Below are 22,259 nucleotides of genomic sequence, written 5' to 3'. Positions count from 1 at the left end.
CAGATCAACAGCCCGCCGAGCCGTGACGCGGCATCACGTCGCTTTCGATTGCAGCCGGTCTCTGCTCTATCTGGGACAAGAGGGACGCAGATGTTTCAGGGTGAAGCAGCGGCCCACGCCGGCGGCGCATGCGAGGATTCCGGAGACCGCGCATTAACACTCGCGATTTCCTGGCATGCTAGGCTCTCATCACTCTCGCAACGGGCATTTTCGGGGGACGCCCCGTATCTTCGATGATCGCATCCATTGTTCAGTTTCTGCGGCGTGACGTAACGCGCGGCGTCGTCGGGACCATCCTCCTCAAGGTTGGTAGCGGCGCGCTTGCGTTTGCGTTGTTCTCGCTGGCGGCACGAACGATGTCGCCGGATGGGTTCGGCATCTTTGCGACCTGGCTCTCCGTTGCCCAGATCGCGGCGGTCGTGGGCTTGGTCGGGCAGGAATCGCTTCTGGTGCGCTTCCTGAACGAGTACCACGTGCAAGATCGGCCCGATCTGACCAAGGGCGTATTGCTATCGAGCCTGAAGATCTCATCCGTCGCGATGCTGATTGCGATCGGCGCAATCGCGATCATGGCGAGCATGAGAGGCGATGGGTGGCTGCTGATCGTTGCGGTGTCCGCCTACACCGCCGTGAGCGCAGGAGTGATGCTCGGCAGCCAGGTCGCACGTTCGCTGGTCAGCATTCTCATGGGAGAAGGAAACCGGGAATTCTTCTGGCGGGTCGGCGTTGTCCTGTTTCTGCTCGCCGTGTTGTTCGGCCACTGGCAGCTCGATCCTGCCGAACTGATTGCCGTGATGACGATCGCGATGTCGATTGGTCTGGTGACGCAGGTCATCGCGGTCGCAAGAGCGCTACCGGATTTCCGCGACACGGCGGCGCGGTCAGAGACGTCGCGCTGGAGATCGAGCGCACTTCATTTCTGGATCGCGTCCATCCTGGAGGCCGCAAACCAGTATTTCGACGTCATCCTGGTGTACTGGATGCTCGATCCGGCAACCGCCGGAATCTATTTCGCCGCCTCGCGCCTCGCCAACATCTTCGCCATGCTGTCGGCTGCACTGTACAGTTTCGGCGCCCGCCGGCTTCCTTCGCTGTATTTCAGCAAGAACCACCAGGAGTTCGAGCGAACGTTGCAGCTCATGGCGGAAGTGACCGCGCTTTGCGTGGTCAGCGGATTGCTCCTGATCTGGGTCGGCGGGCCCCATCTTCTCAATCTGTTCGGGCCTCACTTCGCCGCGCAGCACTGGGTCCTGATCGTGCTCGCGATCGGAACGGCCTTCCAGGCGGCGGGCGGTCCATCTGCGGCGATCCTGCAGCTGACCGGCCACGAGCGCATCTATGTCCCCGTCGTCGCTGCGAACGTCGCGCTGCGGCTGGTTGGGTTCCTCGTCCTGATCCCCTGGCTCGGCGTGCTTGGCGCTGCGATCTCGGCGACCCTGTCGCTGGCGCTCGCGACCATCGCGCTCAACATCCTCTGCCGGCGGCGAACCGGAGTGGATCCTTCCATTCTCGCGCTTTTGCGCTTCTCGACGTGGAAGCGCCGCGCCTATGCGGTCCGCGCTGCCGAGCCCGGCGAGTAGGCGCCGGTCAACCGGCGAGGCCCAGCACTTCGCCGCGACGCTGCGCCGACGCCGGATCAGCCGGCACATGATTGACGACGATCCCGGTCGGCACGCCGCCGAAGCGGGAGAGCGCGGCAATCGCCCGGCGCATGGCGGCTGAATCGACGGCGTCTTCGCGGGCGACCAGAATGACAAGATCAGCATGCGCGGCCAGCGCCGCCGCCTCGGGCTGCAAGGCCAGCGAGGTCGCATGGACGACGATCAGATCGAACTCGGAACGGATATCGTCCGCGGGCAGCGGCTCGGGACGCTTGCTGGCGCCCAGAAGCGCATCGACGCTGCGAAAGTTCGCGATCGTGGCACCGTCCGCCTGCCCTTTGGCAAGGCCCGCCCCGGCACCGCCGAGATCAGGCTCGACCCGGATCAGGACGCTCAGCTTCCCCCTGTTCACCGCCCACCGATTCAGCGACCGCGCGACGGTGTTGCCGCCGGCACGCTTGCCGACCGACATCACGAGCGCGACCTTGCCCCGGGCTCCCTGCAGCTTCTCCAGCCTGTCGAGCACCGGACGCAAATGCGGACCGAGATCGAGCTCGGTCGTCGCGGACACCGGGCCTTGCCAGATGTTTCTGGGCGCATCGCCAGGCAACAGGTCGGGAATGCGCGCCCACACCGGCGGCCGCGGCCAGGCCGCGGGCTGGCGCGGCGCCGGATCTGGAGCAGGAACCTCTTCAGCGGCCTTGTCCGATCCGCGCCCGGTCGCGGCAACGACCGCCGTCGATGCCAGCAGCGAGCCGATCGCGAGGACAGCGAGCAGCAAAGGCAGCGGCGGAAGGGTCGAGCGCAGCGGCGGGATGGCTGGCGAGGCCACCTTGGTCTGGGAGCTCTGCAGGAGGCGCTGCTCGTTCGTCGTCTTGGAGCGCGAGAGGAATTGCTCGTAAATGTTCCTGTTGGCCTCGGCGTCGCGCTGCAGCTCCTGGAGCTTCACCAAAGCCTGACCGTCGACCAGCAGCTGCGATTCAGCCGCCTTCATCTGGCTTTCGAGCGCCTTCTGCTGATCGCGCTGGGACTCGTATTCCGACTTTGCGGTGTCGATGCCCTTGGCCCGCTCGACCTCGATCTGCCTGTTGAGGTCGTTCAGCTGGCTGTACGACATCACGAGATCGGGATGGCGATCGCCGAGCACCGCGCGCTTCTGCGCAATCTGATCGTTGAGAGCCGATCGCTGGGCGCGCAGCGCGCTGAGAAGATCCTGCTTGGCGGGAGCCTCGACATTCGCCTTCACGTCGCGCTGCGCCTGCTCGTAGCGGGCTTTTGCTTCTTCGGTCCGGGCGCGCGCGGCGGCAACCTGCTGCGACAGCTCGGTCACGCGCAATTGCTGGGTCGTGGAATCCTTGCCGGCATTGACGATCCTGTGCTCGAGCTTGAACGCGGCGACGGCGTCCTCCGACGCCTTCAGCCGGTCGTTCAACGTCTTGAGCCGGCTGCTCAGCCAGTCGGCGGCTTCATCAGTCGCCTCGGTTCGGATGCTTTTCTGGCTCGCGACGAAAGCCTCGGCGATCGCATTGGCATAATAGGCCGCCCGCTCCGACCGGTTCGAGGTGAAGCGGATGGCGATGACATAGGTGAGCCCGCGCCGGGAAATATCGAGACGATTGCGGAATCTCTCGAGCAGGCGCGCAGGGTCGGTATGTCCTCCGGAAATGTCCTCGTCGTCGCGAACCTTGAGCTGCTCGATCAGCGGCTTGAGGAAGCCGTCAGACTTCGCAACTTCAACGAGGCTCTGCAGCGCGGCGCTGTCCTGCCCGATGCCGGGCAGAACGTCCTGGTCCGCAGTCACGCGCTGCTCGCGCGGATCGACGACGACCAGCGCGGTCGCGGCAAATCGAACGGGAATGACCAGGAGAATGACGACGCCGAGGGCGAAGATCGCGAGCGCCAGCGTCAGGATGCGGCGCGCATTGTCGCGAAGGAAGGAGAATGCACCTGCGGCGGTGAGCAGGCCGCCAAGACGGGCGACGGTCGCGCGAGGCTCGTCGTTCGATGCGGTCCGAATCTGCCACGACGCGGCGACACCGGTCGATCCGGAACTTGTCGGGTCTGCACGGCGACCGAACGTCATGGACTTTACTCGGATTCAACTGGCGAACACTGTTCAGTGGCCTGCTCCACCGTAAATATCTATGGTTAATCGGCGGTTACCCGCCCCTCGCGCGACCGTCACCAATTGGTTAACGCGCTCGCGTCGCGCCGTGCCGAAACCTGCGGAATTCACCTGCGATCGGCGGCGTTCCGGGCGTGCGCGCATTAACTCCGTTTGTTGCTAGTCGGTGTCCGCGCGATGCTCGCATGATAGGTACGGGGTTAAGAAGGTGAACGTTTCATTAGCGGGTCGGGATCAGTGCTCCACTACCAACCAGGCGCAGAACTGGGCGACGCACCGAAGCTGCCGTCCACCGCAGCAGCACGCGCAAGACCAGACAGCCGCACATCGAAGCCGCATGTGCTTCTCGTTCAGACCCAGGCCGAGAACGCGGGCGCGCAGGAGATCTCCAGGCTGCTTGGCGCCGGCCTCTCCGCGCGCGGCTACCGCGTCACCCACCTGTTCTTCTTCCGCAAATCGGAGTCCTTCGACGAGCCGCCGGATACGCTCTATTGCGCTGCGCGCCGGCCCGGCAACCCGCTGGCGCTGCTGCGAATGCTGTGGACGCTCGGCCGTCATATCAGGACTGTCAGGCCCGATGCGGTTCTGACCTTCCAGCATTTCGGCAACGTCATCGGTGCAGGCACATCGCGCCTCGTCTGCCGTGCGCCTGTTGTCGCCAACCAGGTCTCGTCCGCGCTGTCGATGAGCTGGCCGGTGCGCACGGCCGACGTCGTCATGGGCAGCCTCGGCTTCTTCGACCGGATCACGCTCAATTCGAAGGACATGCAGCGCGAATATTCGCGCTATCCCGCGGCCTATCGCTCGCGCATGGTGCATGTCCCGCACGGTTTTGACGACAAGGCGCTCACTCTGTCGAAGGAAGCTGCACGCGCGAAATTCAATCTGCCGCAGGACTGCATCCTGCTCGGCTGCGCTGCGAGGCTGCATCCGCACAAGCGGCTCGATGCGGCCATACGACTGTTGCCGGACCAGCCGTCCTGGCATCTTGCACTGGCCGGCCAGGGCGCCGACGAGGCCCGGCTGAGGCAGCTGGCGGATGACTTGAAGGTGTCGGACAGGCTGCATCTGCTCGGCGAAATCACCCCGCGCCGGATGGCCGACTTTCTCGCCTGTCTCGATATCTTCGTGTTTCCGACCCAGGCCGAAACCTTCGGTCTCGCTGCGGTCGAGGCCGCCAACGCCGGCGTTCCCTCGGTCGTCACCGATCTTCCCGTGCTGCGCGAGGTTTTGTCCTTCGAGGGAAAACCGACGGCGCTGTTCGTCGATGCGTCCGATCATGCGGAGCTGTCGGCGGCGGTCTCGAAACTCCTGACCGACAAACCCCTGAGCGACGAGCTGCGACAAAACGCCAAAGGCCTGCGGTCGCGCTATTCGGTAGACGCCATGGTGGAGGAATACGTTCGAATTCTCGGCCAAGTCATTTGACCTGACAGGTTGGACTAGATGGGCTCGACATGATCATCGAGTTTCGCTGTGAAATTGAGCACGCGCGGCGGTGGATGGACCGCGAGACGCTGTCGATCGACGGACGCGATGTGCCGGTTCAAGTCGCATGGACGGCAACGGCAGAGCCGCGGCCTGCAGGTCTCGACATGCTGTTCGAGCTCGAACGCCTGGTGCTGCACAAGGGCAAGCACAGCGGCGCCGACAAGCTGAAGGTCATTCCGGAGCGGACGCGGGCGCGCGCCACCACTGCCGATGTGATCGTCGATTTCACCAGCGCTGCGCGGGACCCGAACTGCCCTGCCCGGCTGTATCTCCGCCCGCGGTTCAACGGAGCCGCCGGCGAGAACGCCGCGCTTGCCGCCATCCTCGCCGGCGACCTGCCCGTCATCGAGATCGTCAACGAGGTCGACGGAGCAATCGTTGATCGCGGTCACCCGTCTGGAGAGATTGCGGCTGGCCTCAGCGGCGCGCTCGAAACCGTCATGGCGCGCATCCTGACCATGCTGGCGGCGATCGTATCGGGACGGCCGCGGATTGTGCCGCAGCTTACGCATGTCGCCACGACGACAAGCCAGCGCGGTCCCGTTGGCTACGTCGCGCGTGGCCTCGCGGTGTCGATCGCCAAGGAGATCTATCGCCTTTGCTGCTACGCCCCGCACTGGCACGTCGGATGGCGTTTCAATGACAATGCAGGGGTCTGGCAGACCGGAGATCTCTCCGGGCCAGGCTGGAACGTGCTCGGCGATCCCGGAAACCACTTTTACGCCGACCCCTTCCCCATCACCTGGCGCGGACGGACATTCGTCTTCTTCGAGGATCTCGATCACCGCGTCGGCAAGGGAATCATCTCGGCGATCGAGTTCGGCGACGCGGGGCCGACCGGCGCCGTCGTGCCGGTGCTGGAAGAGCCCTGGCACCTCTCCTATCCCTTCCTGATCGAGGACGACGGCGAGTTGTGGATGATCCCGGAGAGCTCGCTCGCCGGCGACGTCGCGCTCTACAAATGCGTGCGGTTTCCGGACAAGTGGGAGCGGCATGCGACGCTGCTGTCCGGCCTCGAGCTCGCCGATGCGACGATCACGCGGCACAACGGTCTTTCCTATCTGTTCGGCGCCTGGCGCGACGGCACCGGCGGCTATTCGGATTCGCTTGCGATCTATTACGCCGAGCATCTGCTCGGCCCCTGGATGCCGCACGCCAGCAACCCTGTTATGATCGATCGCGCGAGCGCGCGACCGGCCGGGAATTTCGTCACCATGAATGACAAATTGTGGCGCCCGGTGCAGGACTGTGCCGGAGGATACGGCGCAGGGCTGGCGCTAGCGGAAATTATCGAACTGTCGCCCACGGCGTTCAAACAGGTCGTCCGCCACTCCCTCAAGCCCGGACCGCTATGGCCCGGCCGGAAGCTGCACACGCTGAACCGCTGCGGCCGGCTCGAGGTGATCGACGGATCGCGGGTTCAGCCCAAGACGCGAGCCTTCGCGCGTCGATTTCCATCGGCTGTCCTGCCGCCGCGAACCCGTCCATCGACCGCCTGCTGAGCAGAGTTCCGTCAACGGCGCATCCCTCGCCTGAGCGCGAGCGACGTTCTATTCGAACGGGATTCGTGGCAAACAGGTGAGAGCGACGCCGGTCACAGCCACGACGGGCCGCCCGGAGACTCCATGATCAACACCACAAGCTCGGCGCATCGGCCGTTCGACCCCCGCAGCAAATGGGCCGAGCTGTCCCAGGCGGAACGCAGCGCCGCCTATGACAACAACGCGGCCGTCAAGAACAGCCCGGCCCTGATCGCCGAGCGCAACGAAGCATCAAGCCGGCTGCGCGGTACGCTGAAATCGCATCTCGATCTGCCTTACGGCGAACGGGCGAACAACAGGATCGATCTCTACCCTGCCGCAACGGCCGATGCGCCCTGCCTCGTGTTCGTGCACGGCGGCTATTGGCAGCGCAATTCGCGCGAGCTGTTCGCCATGCTGGTCGAAGGCGTCGCCGCACATGGCTGGTCGGTTGCGATTCCCGGCTATTCGCTGGCGCCCGAGGCGTCCCTCACCGACATCGTCGCCGAGATCCCGGGTGCACTCGACTGGCTCGCCGCGCATGGCGCATCCTATGGGGTTGCCGGGCCGGTCATCCTGTCGGGCTGGTCCGCCGGTGCTCATCTCGTGGCTATGGCGCTGAACCATCCGCGCGTCCATGCCGGGCTCGCACTCTCGGGCGTCTACGATCTCGCGCCGATCCGCGATACCGGACTCAACACCGCGCTCAAGCTGACGGATGCGGAGATCGCCACGCTTTCGCCGCTTCGCCTGCCGGTGACGCCAAAGCGGCTCGACATCGCCTATGGCAGCAGCGAGCTGCCGGCGCTGGTGTGCGATTCAATCGACTTCCACGAGAAGCGCGCAGCGGCCGGAGCGCCGGGCAAGCTCATTGCGATCGAAGGCGCCGACCATTTCACCATTCTCGAGGCGCTGCGGCAGCCGGATGGCGTCCTGGTGGAGGCCGCGCGCCGGCTGCTGGATTAAAAAGTGCGAAAACAACCCCATGCACAGTAGAGACGCCGTTGTTTTCAAAGACTTATTTTTTGAAGGCGAGCCGACACTGTCGCGACCGCTTTGACTCGTCGGGCAAAACAGGGGCATGATGCCATCATCGCCCCGGCTGCCGCTCCTGCACCTCAATCCAGATCTGCTCGCCCGTGATCCGCACCGGATAGAGCCGCAGCGGCGGGCTCGGCCATCCCGCTGTGATCGCTCCGTCGCGCAAGTCGAATGATGCCGCATGGCGCGGGCAATGCAGCCGCCCCGTCCTTACCTGTCCCAGGGCGAGATCCGCCTGTTCGTGCGGGCATGCACGTTCGCAGGCGACGACATTGCCCTCGTTCCAGATCACGAGCAGGTCGCGCCCGGCGACGCGGACAATCGCCTCGTGCTTCAGCTGGTCGAGGTCGCAGACCGCAATCCACCCGGCCTCGTCATCCACCGAGATAGGCCTTGCGCACATGCTCGTTCTCGATCAGCTCGGTGCCGGCGCCGGACAGCACGATGCGGCCGTTCTCGAGCAGATAGGCGTGGTCGCACATCTCGAGCGCGGCGAAGGCGTTCTGCTCGACCAGCAGCACCGTGGTGCCGGCATCGCGGATGCCGCGGATGATCGCAAAGGTGCGCTCGACGATGTTGGGGGCGAGCCCGAGCGAGGGCTCGTCGAACATGATCAGCCGCGGCCGCGACATCAGCGCGCGACCGATCGCGAGCATCTGCTGCTCGCCGCCGGACAGCGTGCCCGCGGCCTGCCGGCGGCGTTCGGCGAGCCGCGGAAATTCCGCGTAGATGCGGTCGCGATCGGCCGCGATCTCGCCTGAACCACGACGGAGGTAAGCCCCCATGTCGAGATTCTCCTCGACGCTCATATGCGGGAAGACGCGCCGCCCTTCCGGACAATGCGCAATCCCGCTCGCCAGCACGCGCGGCGGCCTCGCGCCGGTGATGTCGATGCCCTCGAACTTCATCTGCCCGGAGCGCGGCGGCACCAGGCCGGAAATCGCACGCAGCGTCGTGCTCTTGCCGGCGCCGTTGGCGCCGATCAGGGCGACGAGCTGTCCGGCCTTCACGTCGAGCGAAATGCCGCGCAGCGCGGTGACACCGCCATAGCCGCAGACCATGTCGCGGATCTCAAGCACGTCCCGCTCCATGTCCGAGATAGGCTTCGATCACGGCGGGATCGTTACGGATCACGTCGGGCGTGCCTTCCGCGATGATACGGCCATAGTTGAGCACCACGATGCGGTCCGAGACCGTCATCACCATCGGCATGTCGTGCTCGACCAGCAAAATCGTGATGCCGCGGTCGCGGATGCCACGGATCAATTCGACGAAGCGGTGCGTCTCCGAGGCGTTCATGCCGGAGACGGGCTCGTCGAGCAGCAGCATCGACGGCTCCGCCGCCAGCGCCAGCGCCACGCCGACGAGGCGCTGCTCGCCATAGGAGAGCGAGCCGGCCGCATCGTGGGCGCGGCGTTCGAGGCCGACCCATTCGAGCAGTTCGCTCGCCCGCTGCCGTAAGCGGCGCTCCGAGGCACGCGCGCCCGGCAGACCGAGGATGGCGTCGAGCAGCCGGACCCGGCCCTGACGATGCAGGCCGATCAGGAGATTGTCGTAGACGGTGTCGTTGGGAAACACGCTGGTGCGCTGGAAGGTGCGGATCAGGCCGAGATCGGCGATCTCGTGCGGCTTCAACCCGGTGAGCGTCGTGCCCTGATAGGTGACGCGGCCCGCGCTCGGCGTCAGGAAGCCCGTCATGACGTTGAAGGCCGTGGTCTTGCCGGCGCCGTTCGGGCCGATCAGGCTGACGATCTCGCCCTCGCCGACCGTAAAGCTCATGTCGGAGATCGCGACCAGCCCGCCGAAGCGGACGGCTACCTGATCGATGGTCATGGCAATGCTGCGCGCCGTCATCACGCCGGCTCCTTGACGCCGGGCTCAGCAAGCGTCACGGGCGCGAGCGCCGCGGTACCGTTCCGTCGCCGGGTCAACCGCTGCGCCAGCGACGGCACAATGCCGCGCGGCAGCACGAACAGGATGGCGATCAGCACGCCGCCATAGGCGATCCATTGCGCTTCCGGCGCCATCACCGGACGCAGCGCGACCGGCAGCAGCCCGAAGATCAGGCCGCCGACGATGGGCCCCGCCAGCGAGCCCTTGCCGCCGCTGATGACCATGATCACCATGGTGACGGTGTTGATGAAAGCGAACACCTCAGGATCGATGATCCGGATGTAGTGCGCATAGAGGCTGCCGGCCGCGCCGGCGATGGCGGCCGAGATCACCGCCGCAATCGTCAGCGTTTTCGTCACGTCGATGCCGACGGAGACCGCGAGCGTTTCATTTTCCATCAGCCCGCGCATGGAGCGGCCGAAATGGGAGTGAACGAGACGCGCGATCAGGAGATAGGCGATCAGTGCCACGACCAGGACGAGATAGTAGTTCTGCATCTTGGTGCGCAGCGTCAATTCACCGATGCCGGGCAAAGGCAGCGCGATGGAAGGAATGTTGGTCAGCGCCAGCGGGCCCTGCGTCAGCTCGACCCAGTTGAGCGCGACCAGCCGCACCACCTCGGCAAAGGAGATCGTCACGATGACGAAATAGGCGCCGCGGACGCGGAACGAGAGCAGGCCGACGAAATAGCCGCACAACCCGGCAATCAGGATCGCGAGCACGAAGCCTGCGATCGGCGGCCAGGGCGTGTGAACCAGGCGGAAGTCGCCGGGCAGACCGATGTCGAAGCCGAGCGAGGTCAGCGCGCTGACATAGGCGCCGATGCCGAAGAAGGCGATGTGACCGAGGCTGAGCTGCCCGGTGAAGCCGAGCAGCAGATTGAGGCTCATCGCACCGATGACGAAGATGCCGGTGGTGATCAGCGCGTTCAGCAGATAGGGATCGCGCAGCCAGAGCGGCACGGAGGCTAGGGCCGCGACGGCGAGAATGGTGATGATCGTCCTCATCCGACGCGCTCCGCACGCGCGAACAGGCCGGTCGGCCGGAAAATCAGGACGGCGATGATGATCAGAAAGCCCATAGCGTCGCGGTAGCCCGACGAGACGTAGCCGGCGCCGAGCTCTTCGGCGAGCGCCAGGATGAAGCCGCCGATCACCGCGCCCGTGATGTTGCCGAGACCACCGAGGATGACGATGGCGAAGGCCTTCACCGCGGCGAGATCGCCCATTTGCGGGAATATCACATAGACCGGCCCGAGCAGAGCCCCCGCGGCCGCGGCGAGGCTTGAGCCAATCGCGAAGGTCGAGGTGTAGATCATGTCGACATTGACGCCCATCAGCGAGGCCGTGTCATGATCCTGGAACGTCGCCCGCATCGCGCGGCCGAGGCTGGTCCTGTTGATCAGCAGATACGTCACCAGGATCAGCAGCGCCGCAGCGGCAAGGACGAACAGGCGCAGCCAGGATACGGACACAGGCCCAAGCACCAGCGGCGCTTCGGGAAACGGTGTTGTCACCGATTTGGCGACCCCGCCCCAGATCCACAGCGTGCCGGATTGCATCGCGATCCAGGCGCCGATCATGACCAGCATCGTGGTATCGATGTCCGAGCCGCGCAACGGACGCAGCAAGGTCAATTCGATCGCGGCGCCTATCAGCCACCCCGCCATCACGGCCACGGGCAAAGCGAGGAAGAAGTTCAGCCCGAGCTGCTGCACCACGATGAACATGATGTAGGCGCCGAACGTGTAGAGCACGCCGTGGGTGAAGTTCACGACGTTCATGATGCCGAAGATCAGGGTCAGCCCGATGCCCAGCAGCGCATAGGTGCCGCCGAGCACGAGCATGTTGATCAGATGCTGGAGGAATTCGCTCAAAGCCGTTCCCGAGTGGCTCGTAGTAAGGTTGGGCTATTGCATATGACAGCGGGGGGCTGCCCGAGCAGATCGGCCTGCATGGTTCGAGACGCCCGCTTTGGCGGGCTCCTCACCATGAGGGTCTAATATCTCGCCGCAAAACGCGTCCTCATCCTGAGGGCCCGCCATAGGCGGGCGTCTCGAAGGATGGGCCGCAGGCAAGCTGCCCGCCACGTTTTTCCTCATATGCGATAGCCCTGCGTAGTAAGGCGAGAGCGGCGGTATGCCGCCCTCGCCCAGGATATTGCGACGTTAGAGCGTCTTCATCTCGACCTTGCCGTCGTTGATCTCGATGAGATAGACGTTCGGCTGGCTCTGCCCGCTCTCCTTGCCCTCGGGGCCGGACTTGCGGAACACGATGTCGCCATTCAATCCCTTGATGTTGATGTTCCAGAGCGCCGCCTTGATCGCCGCAGGCTCGGCCTTGCCGGCCTTCTCAATCGCCGCCGCCGCGGTGCGGATGCCGTCATAACCGCGAAAACTCTCGGTGCAGCCGGCGAACTCGAAGCCGCGCTTCTTCCACTCCGTGATGAAATAGTTGGTCGCTTCCGGGTTCGGCGTCTTGTCGGGGAACCAGGGCAGGAAGGTCGTCAGATGCATGGTGCCGTTGGCGGCGGCACCGGCCTGGGCGATGATCTGATCCGGGTTCTGCGAGCCGCCGGTGGTGATGATGCGCTTCTTCAGGCCCAGCGCAGCGGCCTGCTTGAAGATCAGCGTGAGCTGGTCGACGGCGGTGGTAACGATGACAGTCTCGGAATCCGAGCTCTTGATCTTGGACAGCTGCGCGCTCATGTCCTGCGCGCCCTGGTCCATGGTCTCGACCAGGCCGATGGTGATGCCCTTGTCCTTCATCATCTTGCTGAAATCCTCGGCGGTGCCGCGGCCCCAGTCGTTGTTGATGACGAGGAAGTCCACCTTCTTGAGCGCGAGCTTGTCGACGATGCCCTTGAACGCGGCGGCCTCGACCGCCGAGGGCGGCGAGATGCGGAAGATGAAGGGATTGCCGGTCGTGGTGATCTTGCCGGAGGACGAGGTCTCCACCACCATCGGGGTTTCATATTCCATCAGCTTCGGCATCACCGCGAGCGTCAGGCTCGAGCCCCAGGCCCCCATCAGCACCGGCACCTTATCGCTGGTGATGAGCTTTTCGGCGACGGCGGCGGCTTCCGTCGGGTTGCTCTTGTTGTCCTCGATGACAAGCTCGATCTTCTTGCCGAGGATGCCGCCCTTGGCATTGATCTCGTCGGCGGCAATCCTGGCGCCGTTGACGACGTAGGTGCCGGAGGCCGCGAATGCGCCGGTGAGCGGCTCGTTGACGCCGATCTTGATGGTCTGCGCCCCTGCCGTACCGCCGAACAAGGCCGTCGCCAGCGCGAAAGCCGGAACCAGTCCGAGTGCTCGTGTCATGTTGTCTCTCCAAATCCCACGCTGTTGATATCCAGGGTCGTCCAAGGCTTCGTCACTCCGCGGCGCCGGCACGCCGATCATTCCGCGCCACCTTTTCCGGTGAAGACGCGGCCAAACACGCGCGCGATCCGGGCGCGCAAAACGTCCGAGACAATCGACCAGCCAATGAGCTCTGCCGCGGCCGCCTGCCCCGACGCCGCGCCGGACATGTGGCGGTCGAGATTGGCGGCGAACTCCGCAACAAGGCGCTTGGCGAGATCCCGCACTAGGCCGGGCCGGCCGACCTGGGCGAGCATTCCCGTGAGCGTGTAGCCGATCGACAGCTCGACGGCGGTCGCCGCGCCGCCTTCGAGCGGCAGCAGGCGATAACGGATCTCACCTTGCGTCGCCGAATGGCTGCGCTGGTCGTTGCCGATGCCGACGATGCGCCCCGACAGCGTCGCGGGATCGCGCTCGACGCGGGCGGCGCCCTCGAAGCTTGCTGCGATCGGCCCGAGCCTGACGCGGATCAATCCTTCCACGCGCTCCGGCCTTGGCGACGATTTCAGCGACACGCCGGGAAGGCAGGACGCAATGGCCCCGATGTCGTCGAACATCGCGAACACCTTTGCCGGCGGATGCGGCAGCGTGAAGCGCTGATCGAGAACGGTCGCCGGGGTGAAGTCAGGGATGGTGCCCGGCGCGGCACTCTCGGATGCCGGAGCCGACGCCTGCTGTGCCGGCCGCGGCTCGCCGCGGCCGGGCGCAGCGCGCTCCGATCCGACGGGGCCGAGACTGGTCCGGCCGCCACCTGCCTGCGGCGCGATGCTGCGCGCGCGTCTCGCTTCGATCACGGACTGCACCGCACGTATGATTCCGACATAGCCGGTGCAGCGACAGAGATTGCCGCTGAGGCCGACGCGGATGCGGCGCTCGTCGGCGTCGGGCAGACGCAGCACCAGATCGCGCGCCGAGACCAGCATGCCGGGCGTGCAATAGCCGCACTGAAGCGCATGCTCGCGGGTGAAGGCCGCGCGCAGCTCGGTCGTGATCTCGTCCTCGTCGAGGCCTTCGATCGTAGTGACATCGGCGCCCTCGCAAGCCGCGGCATAAGTGATGCAGGAGCGCGCCGGCACACCGTCGAGCAGCACGGTGCAGGCGCCGCAGACGCCATGCTCGCAGCCGAGATGGGTGCCGGTGAGATCGAGCCTGTCGCGGACGAAATCGGCAAGGCTGGTGCGTGGCTCGGCGGGCAGCTCCACCGCGCGCCGGTTGACCTGAAGCGCGATCGTAGTCATGCCGCAGCCTCCTGGACGGCACGCTTCAACACGCTGACATGGATGTGACGCTGCGCGGCATCGTCGATTCCCACTTTTGCCAGGAGCGCGTCGGCGGCGCTGATGTCAAAACGCTGCTTGTAGTCGGCGGCGATCCGTCCGCCGAACAGCTCGGCGGCATCGGTCAGGACGATCGGCGCCGTGTCGATCGCACCGATCACGACACGCGCCGAAGCCGCAATGGGATCGATCAGCACCGCACCGATGGCATGGGCGAACTCGCCTGTCTTGCGGCAGCTCTTGGCATAGCCCCAATGCGCCGACGCGGCGCGCGCCGGCACGTGAACCGCTTCGACGATCTCGCCTGCTTGCAGTGCCGATTCCAGAGCACCGACGACGAACGCCTCGATCGCCATCGTACGCGCGCCTGCAAGGCTGCGCAGCGTGACCCGCCCGCCCAAGGCCGCGAGCGCCGAGATCCAGTCCGCGGCGGGATCGGCATGGCTGAGCGAGCCGCCGATCGTACCGCGGTTGCGCACCGCGCGATAGGCGATATTGGCAGCAACAGAACGCATGGCGCCGCGGGTGACGTCGGCGGTGCGGCCATCCTCGATATCGGCATGGGTGACCAGGGCGCCGAGCACGAGCTCGCCGCCGGAGACCTCCGCCCGCTTGAGCTCAGCCAGGCCGGAGATGTCCACGATCAGCTCCGGCTGCACCAGCCGCAGATTGAGCATGGGACCGAGCGACTGGCCGCCGGCGATGATTTTTGCCGATCCGTTGCTCGCGGCCAGCATCGACAGCGCCGCATCGAGATCGCGCGGGCGTTCGTAAGCGAAGGGCGCCGGTTTCATGCCGCGCTCCTCTCAGTCGCGCGGGCGGCCAGCACCGCCGCGACGATCCGATGCGGCGTGATCGGCGACTGCATCAGCTCGACGCCGAGCGGACGCAGCGCGTCGTTGACGGCGTTGGCGATCGCTGCCGGCGGCGCAATCGCCCCGCCCTCGCCGATGCCCTTCACGCCGAACTGCGTATAGGGCGACGGCGTCTCCATGTGGTCGAGGCGCGCCGCCGGGACCTCGGTCGGCCCGGGCAACAGATAATCGGCAAGCGTCGTCGCCAGCGGCTGACCGGAGGCATCGAACGGCATCTCCTCGTAAAGCGCGGTGCCGATGCCCTGTGCGAGGCCGCCATAGATCTGGCCGTCGACGACGAGCGGATTGACCAGCACGCCGCCGTCCTCGACGATTACATAGTCAAGAATTTCCACCTCGCCCAGATCAGGGTCGACCGCGACGACGGCGGCATGCGCGGCATAGCTGAAGGTGCCGCTGTCGCGCACGGGCTTGTAGCCTTGCGTCACCTCGAGCCCGCCGGGATCGACATCGGCCGGCAGGTCCTGCGGGCGGCGATACCAGGTGTGGGCGATCGCCTTCAGGCTGACGCTGCCATTGACGCCGCGCACCTCGCCATTCTGCAACACCACGGCGGCCGGATCATGCTGCAACAATTTGGCGCCGATGCGCCTGGCGCGTTCGCCGAGCTCGCGGCAGGCGGTGGCCACCGCGCCGCCCGCCATCACCATCGAACGCGAGCCCCAGGTGCCGGTCGAATAGGGCGTCATCGCGGTGTCGCCGAGGATGATGCGGATCTTCGCGACGTCGACGCCGAGGATCTCGTGCGCGACCTGGGCGAGCGTGGTCTCCATGCCCTGCCCGTGCGAATGCACGCCGACGCGGAGTTCGAGGCCGCCGTCCGGCGTCAAGCGCGCCGAGGCCTGCTCGTGGCCCGGCACCATCGGGATGCCCCAGCCAGAATAGACCGAGGTGCCGTGCGCGGCCTGCTCGCAATAGATGGAGACGCCGACGCCGATGCGGCGGCCGTCGGTCTCGCCCTGCCTTTGCTTCGCGCGGATCGCGTCGATGTCGACCGCGGCGAGCGCGCGACGCATCGCTTCCGGATAATCGCCGCTGTCAAAGTGCTTCTTGGTGATGTTGTCGAATGGCATCTGTTCGGGGCGCACCAGATTGCGCAGTCGCACCTCGCCGGGTTCGAGGCCGGCTTCGGCTGCCACGAGATCGAGCATCAATTCCAGCGCAAAGCAGACGCCGGTGCGCGCGACGCCGCGATAGGGCAGGATCGGACATTTGTTGGTGGCGACCGAGAAGGTGCGGCAGCGATAGGCCGGCATCCTGTAGGGGCCGGGCAGGATGCTCGCGACCTGCGCGGCCTCTAAGCAGGCCGAGAACGGGTAGGACGAGTAGGCGCCGGAATCCACCGTCGCCTCGCAATCGATGCCGCGCAGCGTGCCGTCGTTGTCGGCATAGACCGTGATCCTGTAATGGTGCTCGCGGCAATTGGAACTGGCGACGAGATGCTCGCGGCGGTCTTCAAGCCAGCGCACCGGATGGCCGCAGCGCATGGTCAGCCAGGACAGGCAGACCTCTTCCGGCAGCAGAATGCCCTTGTGACCAAAGCCGCCGCCGACGTCGGGCGAGATGACGCGGATCTGGCCCTCCTCCATGCCGAGGCATTCGGCAAGGCCGCTGCGGGTGATGTGCGGCATCTGCGCCGCCGAATGCAGCGTGAGCTGGTCGAGCCGCCGGTCGAACGTCGCGACCACACCGCGGCCTTCCAGCGGCGACATGCATTGCCGCGCGGTCGATATCTCGCGCGTCACCTTGATCGGCGCATCGAGCGCCGCCGAGATATCGACCTCGTAGTTGGTTTCGAGGAAGACGTTGTCGCCCCAATGCTCATGTACCAGCGCCGAGCCGGGCTCGCGCGCCTTCAGCATGTCGGTGATGGCGGGCAGCTCCTCCAGGTCGAGCGTCACGGAAGCCGCGATGTCCTCGGCCTCGGCGCGCGTCGGCGCGAGGCACATCGCGACGAGCTCACCGACCTGGCGCACCTTGCCGGTCGCCAGCACCGGCTGCTCCGAAATCTTGAAGCCCGGCAGCCCTGACACAGCGCGGATCGGCTTGATGCCGACGAGGTCCGCGGCGGTGAAGACGCTGCCGCGATGGCGCTCGGGGACGTGGATGCCGCGGATGCGTGCATGCGCCAGCGGGCTGCGCACGAAGGCAACGTCCTGAAGGCCAGCGAGCCTGACGTCGCCGACATACTGGCCGCGGCCGCGCATCAGGCGGTCGTCCTCCTTGCGCGGCAGCCGTGCGCCCACGCCCTGCCCGGATCTGCTAGACGGAAATTCCCGCTCGCTGCGCAACTCCGCGTCCTCCTTCACCGCCCGGCCTTATGCCGCGACGGCTTGCGGCAGGATCGGCGCGACCGCATCGAAGCGCGTGCCGGAGCGCAGGCAGAAGGCCGGCTGCAGCAGACGCTCGGCAATCACCTCGTTCTTCTCGTTGTCCTTCAGGACGAAGCGGCCGTTCTTCTCCGCGAGCACGGAGACGTCGGCGTCCATGCCGACCTTGAGCGCGCCGATCTCGCCGCTGCGGCCGAGCATCTTTGCGGGATTGGAGGTGACCATCGGCACCACCTGCTCCAGCGACAGGCCGAGCGCCATCATCGAGCTCATGGCCTGCACCAGGCTGAACTTGGCCTGGCCGGCGAAGGGATGGTTCTCCTCGTCCTCGTGCTGGTCGGGCGTGCCGGCCGGCGCGGGCACATGGGTGTTGTAGCCGTGGATGTCGGCGCCCAGCGTGGTCGGAATGATGCCGGCGGCGATCGCCTTCTTCGCGAGCCGATAGGAGAAGTGGCTGCCGTGGCCGACATCGACCTTGAGGCCGCGATCGAGCGCGGCCTGGATCACCGGATGCACTTCGCCCTCGCGGTTGACGAAGCCGCCGGGATGGCGCGTGAAGGGATGGGCAAGAATGTCGCCCTCGCGCAGCAGCGGAATCACGCGGGTGAGGATGGTGTCGGCGTCCTCGCCGTTGGCACCGCTCTCGGGCAGACCCCAGAGCTGGCCGAAATGCACATAGACCGGCAGATCGGCGCGCTTGCCGATCTCCGCCGCCATCTCGATGACGCGGATGCCCCAGCGCGCGAAGCCGCCGATCTCCGCATGGGCCTTGATGCCGCGCACGAGATCGAGATTGGCCGTTGCCGACTTCACCGTCGCATCGATGTCGACACCATCGGGGCTATAGAGCTGCGGATAGAAATGTCCTTCGAGTCCGCCGACGAGATAGGCCGACAGAAAGGCATAGACGCGCGAGGCCGCGGACTCCGCGATGAAATGGCGAAACCCCGGCAGCGTCATGCAGGACGGCCCGCCCTGGTCGACCAACGTCGTCACGCCCGACTGCACGCCGACCATGTCGGGATTCATGCCGAAGCGGCCGGAGACATATTGATAGACATGCGCGTGGGTGTCGATCAGCCCGGGCAGCACAAGCTTGCCGCTGACGTCGACCACCTCCTTCGCGCTGGTCGGCAGGATGTCCGCCGCGACCGCCGCGATCTTGCCGCCCCGGACGGCGACATCCCTGATGCCGTCCACGCCCGAAGCGGGGCAGATCACGCGACCGCCGCGCAGCAGAAGGTCGAAGCTGGCAGTAACGGACATGGCGCTCTCCTCGATCTCGCGCAGGCGATTGCCCGCTCCCGGATTACGAAGCATGCTTCGCATCTCGATATACGAAGTATGCTTCGTATTTTGACAAAAGCAAGCATCATGCCATGATCAGGTGGTGGCGGGCGCGCTCGAATCGAGCTAAGCGCGACGGAGTTTTGGGTTGGGAGAGCGTGCATTGCGGCAAGCCAGGAAAAGTCGCAGCGGGGGCAAGCACCGCCCCTGGCCATTGGCGCAGCGACCCGGCTATCTGATCCGGCGACTGCACCAGATTCACGTCGCGCTGTTTCAGGACGCCTGCGGCGCGTTCGAGGTCACGCCGCTGCAATACAGCCTGCTCTCGGCGCTGGCCGTGCGCGAAACCGCCGATCAGACCACTTTGGCGGCCGATATTGCCCTCGATCGGACCACGACGACCGGCGCATTGAAGCGGCTCGCCGCACGGAACCTGGTCGAGCGCGCTGTCAACAAGGACGATCGCCGGGCGCGCCTGTGCCGGTTGACTCCGGCCGGCGCCGCGCTGCTGGTCAAGATCGAGGGCGCGGCACGGCGGGCGCATCGTGCAACGCTCGGCGATCTGAGCGAGCGGGAACAGGCGCTCTTCATCGAGATGATGCAGCGCATCGTGGCCGGCAACCCAAGTCGCGACAGTTCCGCTGCCCTATTCGACTAGACGCAGTTGCTGCGCTTTTGGGTTGGGCTGCTCAATTTATCATCGTACCGCTGCCTGGCCGTGCAACGTCCATCGCTTCTCGCAGGCACGTCGGGCGTGCCGCGGCGAGCCGGCGCGTGAGCTGAAAACTCAGTAGCATCCTGCGCGAGCCACGCTGCACGGCGTCGGGCGTACGCCCTGCTCCGGCCGCCTTGAAACCAATGGCACGATTTATGCTGCGATGATGCGAAGCGTGCTTCGTATTGGGGGATGTCATGACGGATTCCGAACTTCGCGCTGATATTCACAGCATCGAGCCAATTCCCGATGCGGACCGGGACTCGACCGGGCCGCAGCAGATGTGGATCTGGGCCGGCGCCAACATCGCGCCGGTCAACTGGGCGCTCGGCGCGCTCGGCATCATCTTGAAGCTCGGCCTGATGGAGACGATCGCGGTCATCGTGCTCGGCAACATCGTGGGCTGCGCGATCTTCGCGACCTTCACGGTGATGGGACACAAGACCGGCGTCAACCAGATGGTGCTGAGCCGGTCCGCCTTCGGTGTCCGCGGCGCCTACCTGCCGAGCATCCTGATGTTCCTGATGACGCTGGGCTGGATCGGCGTAAACACCTACTTCCCGGTGAAGGTCTCGATGGGCATCCTCGGCCAGTTCGGCGTGCCCGACACCTGGCTGATCGAAATCGTCGTCATCACGCTGGTGATGGCGGTGCAGGTACTGATCGGCATCTACGGCTTCTACGCGATCCGCACCTTCGAGAAGTACACGGTGCCGCCGACCATCGCCATCATGGTGTTGATGAGCGTGCTGGCGTGGACGCGCCCCGGCGTCGTCAACTGGAGCCTGACCACCTCGCTGCCGCCGGGCGCGCATCTGGCGATGCTGACCTTGCTGATGACCGCGATCGGCGTCGGCTGGGGCATCTCCTGGGTCACTTGGGCTTCCGACTATTCGCGCTTCGTGCCGCGCAGCACGTCGTCGAAGTCCGTGTTCTGGTACAGCTATGTCGGCATGTTCGTGCCGACGGTCTGGCTCGGCATCCTCGGCGCCACCATCGCCTCGACGACGCTGGACACCGATCCCGCCAAGATGGTCAGCGCGGTGTTCGGCGGCCCGGTCAGCATCCTCGTGCTGCTGATGGTGCTGCACGGCCCGATCGCCACCAACATCCTCAACGTCTATTCGGCGACGCTGGCGGCGCTGAGCTCGGGGCTGAAATTCTCGCGCTTCTGGCTCACCGTCATCGTCGGCGTCGCCGGCTATCTGGTCACCCTCTACTTCATCTTCGCACCGTCCTTCGCGAAGGCGTTCGACAACTGGATGATCAGCCTGCTGTTGTGGATGAGCCCGTGGGCCGGCGTGGTGCTCGCTGACTTCTTCATCAAGCGCAAGGGCGAGATCGACGTCGCCGAGCTCTACCGCTCGCCGGAGACCAGCGCCTATGGCGACATCAACTGGGCCGGCATGATCGCGTTCTTCGCGGGCCTTGTTGCCGGGTGGCTGGTCGAAGACGGTCTCGTCGGCGCGCTGCAGGGGCCGATCTCGATCAACTTCCTGGGCGGTGCCGATCTGAGCTGGCTGTTCGGAATTGGCGTCGCGGGCCTCGTCTATCTCGGGCTCGGCAAGTTCGCGACCTCGCCCTCCTCGATCGTCGCGAGCAGCGCGGGCAGATAGCGGCATGGACCACGTCCTGCGCTCCACACCCGGAAACGTCCAGTGGGGCCTCTGGGACGGACGATTGAAGCCGGTGCTCCGGATCGCATCCGGAGACCGGGTCACGATCGAGACGCTGTCGGGCGAGCCGGACGATCTGCCCGATCCGGCGCTCGGCTTTGATACCGTTCCCGGACATGCGGAGGTGCTGGCAAGCGCCTTCCGCGGTCCGGGGCCGCACCTTCTCACCGGGCCGATCCATGTCGAGGGCACTGAACCCGGCGACGTGCTGGAAGTGCGCGTCCTCAACATCGAGCTGCGCTGCAATTGGGGCTGGAACCTCCAGGTGCCGATGCTCGGCACTCTCCCTGAGGATTTCCCCGAATTCCGCCGCATCCACATTCCGCTGGACCGCGCGCGCAATATTGCAAAGCTTCCCTGGGGACAGGAGCTGCCGCTCTCGCCCTTCTTCGGCAATTTCGGCGTGGCGCCGCCGCCGTCATGGGGCCGGCTGTCCTCGAAGGAGCCGCGCGCGTTCGGCGGCAACATGGACAACAAGGAGCTCGGGGCCGGCAGCACGCTGTATTTTCCGGTGTTCGTGCCGGGCGCGCTGTTCTCCGCCGGCGACGGCCACGCGCTGCAGGGCGACGGCGAGGTCTGCCTGACCGCGATCGAGGCGGCGCTCACCGGCACCTTCGAATTGCACGTCCGCCGCGATCTCCGTCTCACCTCGCCCCGCGCGGAGACGGCATCGGACTGGATCACCATGGGGTTCGACGAGGATCTCGACGACGCGGCCAAGGCGGCGCTACGCGACATGATCGCGCTGATCCGGGAGAAAAGCGGCCTCAGCGCGCAGGATGCCTATACGCTCTGCTCGATCGCCGCCGACCTCCGCGTCACGCAGCTGGTCGACGGCAACAAGGGCATTCACTGCGTGCTGGCGAAATCGCGCATGCCGCGGCACGCCCTGACCGCGATCGGCTAGCGACGACGACGAGTATCTCGACGATCATGATCGGGCGGCGTGCCGCCCCATCAACAGCGATGCCGCCGTTTTGCACCGCTGATCGCCGGGCAATCGTTTGATAACATTACTTATGATACATTTCTTTAATCTGAATGTTAATTAGGATCGCTAGAGACCC

At 65.7% G+C, this 22,259-nt stretch carries 18 protein-coding genes; 7 read left to right on the top strand and 11 right to left on the bottom strand.

Going from position 1 to position 22,259, the window contains the following annotated elements:
* The first annotated feature begins 233 nt into the window (after positions 1–233).
* Complete coding sequence (locus ACVJ19_RS24060) at positions 234–1,580, top strand: lipopolysaccharide biosynthesis protein (protein WP_453951570.1); 1,347 nt, start codon at positions 234–236, stop codon at positions 1,578–1,580.
* A 7-nt stretch (positions 1,581–1,587) separates the two neighbouring features.
* Here ACVJ19_RS24060 and ACVJ19_RS24055 read toward each other — a convergent pair whose 3' ends face one another.
* Positions 1,588–3,684: a GumC family protein gene (locus ACVJ19_RS24055; protein WP_453951569.1), complete on the bottom strand. Its 2,097-nt coding sequence runs from the start codon at positions 3,682–3,684 to the stop codon at positions 1,588–1,590.
* 279 nt (positions 3,685–3,963) lie between these two features.
* Between ACVJ19_RS24055 and ACVJ19_RS24050 the strand changes: the two genes are divergently transcribed.
* The 3 genes from ACVJ19_RS24050 to ACVJ19_RS24040 all read left to right on the top strand — a co-directional run bounded on the left by ACVJ19_RS24050 (position 3,964) and on the right by ACVJ19_RS24040 (position 7,703).
* Positions 3,964–5,154, top strand: coding sequence for a glycosyltransferase family 4 protein (locus tag ACVJ19_RS24050; RefSeq protein ID WP_453951568.1), 1,191 nt, complete (start codon positions 3,964–3,966; stop codon positions 5,152–5,154).
* A 29-nt stretch (positions 5,155–5,183) separates the two neighbouring features.
* The gene (locus ACVJ19_RS24045) at positions 5,184–6,719 is read left to right on the top strand and encodes a glucosamine inositolphosphorylceramide transferase family protein (protein WP_453951566.1); all 1,536 of its coding nucleotides are present in this window, start codon (positions 5,184–5,186) and stop codon (positions 6,717–6,719) included.
* 123 nt (positions 6,720–6,842) lie between these two features.
* Positions 6,843–7,703 carry an alpha/beta hydrolase gene (locus ACVJ19_RS24040; RefSeq protein WP_453951564.1) on the top strand — a complete coding sequence of 287 codons (861 nt, stop codon included), beginning with the start codon at positions 6,843–6,845 and terminating at the stop codon, positions 7,701–7,703.
* 124 nt (positions 7,704–7,827) lie between these two features.
* Here the strand turns inward: ACVJ19_RS24040 and ACVJ19_RS24035 are convergent, their stop codons facing one another.
* The 10 genes from ACVJ19_RS24035 to ACVJ19_RS23990 form a co-directional block, all read right to left on the bottom strand.
* Entirely contained in the window at positions 7,828–8,160 is a 333-nt protein-coding gene (locus ACVJ19_RS24035) for a Rieske (2Fe-2S) protein (protein ID WP_453951563.1), read from the bottom strand.
* Positions 8,153–8,857, bottom strand: coding sequence for an ABC transporter ATP-binding protein (locus tag ACVJ19_RS24030; protein WP_453951562.1), 705 nt, complete (start codon positions 8,855–8,857; stop codon positions 8,153–8,155). Before ACVJ19_RS24030 ends, ACVJ19_RS24035 begins: the two co-directional genes overlap by 8 nt.
* Positions 8,850–9,632 carry an ABC transporter ATP-binding protein gene (locus ACVJ19_RS24025; protein ID WP_211400938.1) on the bottom strand — a complete coding sequence of 261 codons (783 nt, stop codon included), beginning with the start codon at positions 9,630–9,632 and terminating at the stop codon, positions 8,850–8,852. Before ACVJ19_RS24025 ends, ACVJ19_RS24030 begins: the two co-directional genes overlap by 8 nt.
* Complete coding sequence (locus tag ACVJ19_RS24020; protein WP_453951561.1) at positions 9,632–10,678, bottom strand: branched-chain amino acid ABC transporter permease; 1,047 nt, start codon at positions 10,676–10,678, stop codon at positions 9,632–9,634. Before ACVJ19_RS24020 ends, ACVJ19_RS24025 begins: the two co-directional genes overlap by 1 nt.
* Entirely contained in the window at positions 10,675–11,547 is an 873-nt protein-coding gene (locus tag ACVJ19_RS24015) for a branched-chain amino acid ABC transporter permease (RefSeq protein WP_453951560.1), read from the bottom strand. Before ACVJ19_RS24015 ends, ACVJ19_RS24020 begins: the two co-directional genes overlap by 4 nt.
* Before the next feature lie 291 nt (positions 11,548–11,838).
* Entirely contained in the window at positions 11,839–12,993 is a 1,155-nt protein-coding gene (locus ACVJ19_RS24010; protein WP_453951559.1) for an ABC transporter substrate-binding protein, read from the bottom strand.
* A gap of 77 nt (positions 12,994–13,070) precedes the next feature.
* Positions 13,071–14,270 (bottom strand): xanthine dehydrogenase family Fe-S subunit, encoded by a 1,200-nt coding sequence (locus ACVJ19_RS24005; protein ID WP_453951558.1) that lies wholly within the window; start codon positions 14,268–14,270, stop codon positions 13,071–13,073.
* On the bottom strand, positions 14,267–15,103 hold the full coding sequence (locus ACVJ19_RS24000; protein ID WP_453951557.1) for an FAD binding domain-containing protein: 837 nt from the start codon (positions 15,101–15,103) through the stop codon (positions 14,267–14,269). The genes ACVJ19_RS24005 and ACVJ19_RS24000 overlap by 4 nt, the downstream gene beginning before the upstream one ends.
* Positions 15,100–17,493: a xanthine dehydrogenase family protein molybdopterin-binding subunit gene (locus tag ACVJ19_RS23995; protein ID WP_453951556.1), complete on the bottom strand. Its 2,394-nt coding sequence runs from the start codon at positions 17,491–17,493 to the stop codon at positions 15,100–15,102. The genes ACVJ19_RS24000 and ACVJ19_RS23995 overlap by 4 nt, the downstream gene beginning before the upstream one ends.
* Before the next feature lie 9 nt (positions 17,494–17,502).
* Complete coding sequence (locus ACVJ19_RS23990; protein WP_453951555.1) at positions 17,503–18,780, bottom strand: amidohydrolase/deacetylase family metallohydrolase; 1,278 nt, start codon at positions 18,778–18,780, stop codon at positions 17,503–17,505.
* Positions 18,781–18,964: 184 nt separating this feature from the next.
* On the opposite strand from ACVJ19_RS23990, the gene ACVJ19_RS23985 reads away from it, so the two are divergent.
* The 3 genes from ACVJ19_RS23985 to ACVJ19_RS23975 all read left to right on the top strand — a co-directional run bounded on the left by ACVJ19_RS23985 (position 18,965) and on the right by ACVJ19_RS23975 (position 22,099).
* A complete protein-coding gene (locus tag ACVJ19_RS23985; RefSeq protein WP_453951553.1) occupies positions 18,965–19,459 on the top strand; it encodes a MarR family winged helix-turn-helix transcriptional regulator in 495 nt (164 codons plus the stop codon).
* Positions 19,460–19,713: 254 nt separating this feature from the next.
* Positions 19,714–21,132, top strand: a complete 1,419-nt coding sequence (locus tag ACVJ19_RS23980; protein ID WP_453951552.1) for a cytosine permease — start codon at positions 19,714–19,716, stop codon at positions 21,130–21,132.
* A gap of 4 nt (positions 21,133–21,136) precedes the next feature.
* Positions 21,137–22,099, top strand: coding sequence for an acetamidase/formamidase family protein (locus ACVJ19_RS23975; RefSeq protein WP_453951550.1), 963 nt, complete (start codon positions 21,137–21,139; stop codon positions 22,097–22,099).
* The last annotated feature ends 160 nt before the right edge of the window (positions 22,100–22,259 follow it).

It is taken from the genome of Bradyrhizobium sp. USDA 376 (assembly GCF_054063675.1).
This window is presented reverse-complemented; position numbering and strand designations above follow the sequence as displayed.

Coding starts and splice junctions, on each gene's coding strand:
- ACVJ19_RS24040 (WP_453951564.1), top strand. CDS start 6,843: ATGATCAACACCACAAGCTCGGCGCATCGGCCGTTCGACCCCCGCAGC.
- ACVJ19_RS24000 (WP_453951557.1), bottom strand. CDS start 15,103: ATGAAACCGGCGCCCTTCGCTTACGAACGCCCGCGCGATCTCGATGCG.
- ACVJ19_RS23980 (WP_453951552.1), top strand. CDS start 19,714: ATGACGGATTCCGAACTTCGCGCTGATATTCACAGCATCGAGCCAATT.
- ACVJ19_RS23990 (WP_453951555.1), bottom strand. CDS start 18,780: ATGTCCGTTACTGCCAGCTTCGACCTTCTGCTGCGCGGCGGTCGCGTG.
- ACVJ19_RS23975 (WP_453951550.1), top strand. CDS start 21,137: ATGGACCACGTCCTGCGCTCCACACCCGGAAACGTCCAGTGGGGCCTC.
- ACVJ19_RS24005 (WP_453951558.1), bottom strand. CDS start 14,270: ATGACTACGATCGCGCTTCAGGTCAACCGGCGCGCGGTGGAGCTGCCC.
- ACVJ19_RS24025 (WP_211400938.1), bottom strand. CDS start 9,632: ATGACGGCGCGCAGCATTGCCATGACCATCGATCAGGTAGCCGTCCGC.
- ACVJ19_RS24045 (WP_453951566.1), top strand. CDS start 5,184: ATGATCATCGAGTTTCGCTGTGAAATTGAGCACGCGCGGCGGTGGATG.
- ACVJ19_RS24010 (WP_453951559.1), bottom strand. CDS start 12,993: ATGACACGAGCACTCGGACTGGTTCCGGCTTTCGCGCTGGCGACGGCC.
- ACVJ19_RS24020 (WP_453951561.1), bottom strand. CDS start 10,678: ATGAGGACGATCATCACCATTCTCGCCGTCGCGGCCCTAGCCTCCGTG.
- ACVJ19_RS24060 (WP_453951570.1), top strand. CDS start 234: ATGATCGCATCCATTGTTCAGTTTCTGCGGCGTGACGTAACGCGCGGC.
- ACVJ19_RS24055 (WP_453951569.1), bottom strand. CDS start 3,684: ATGACGTTCGGTCGCCGTGCAGACCCGACAAGTTCCGGATCGACCGGT.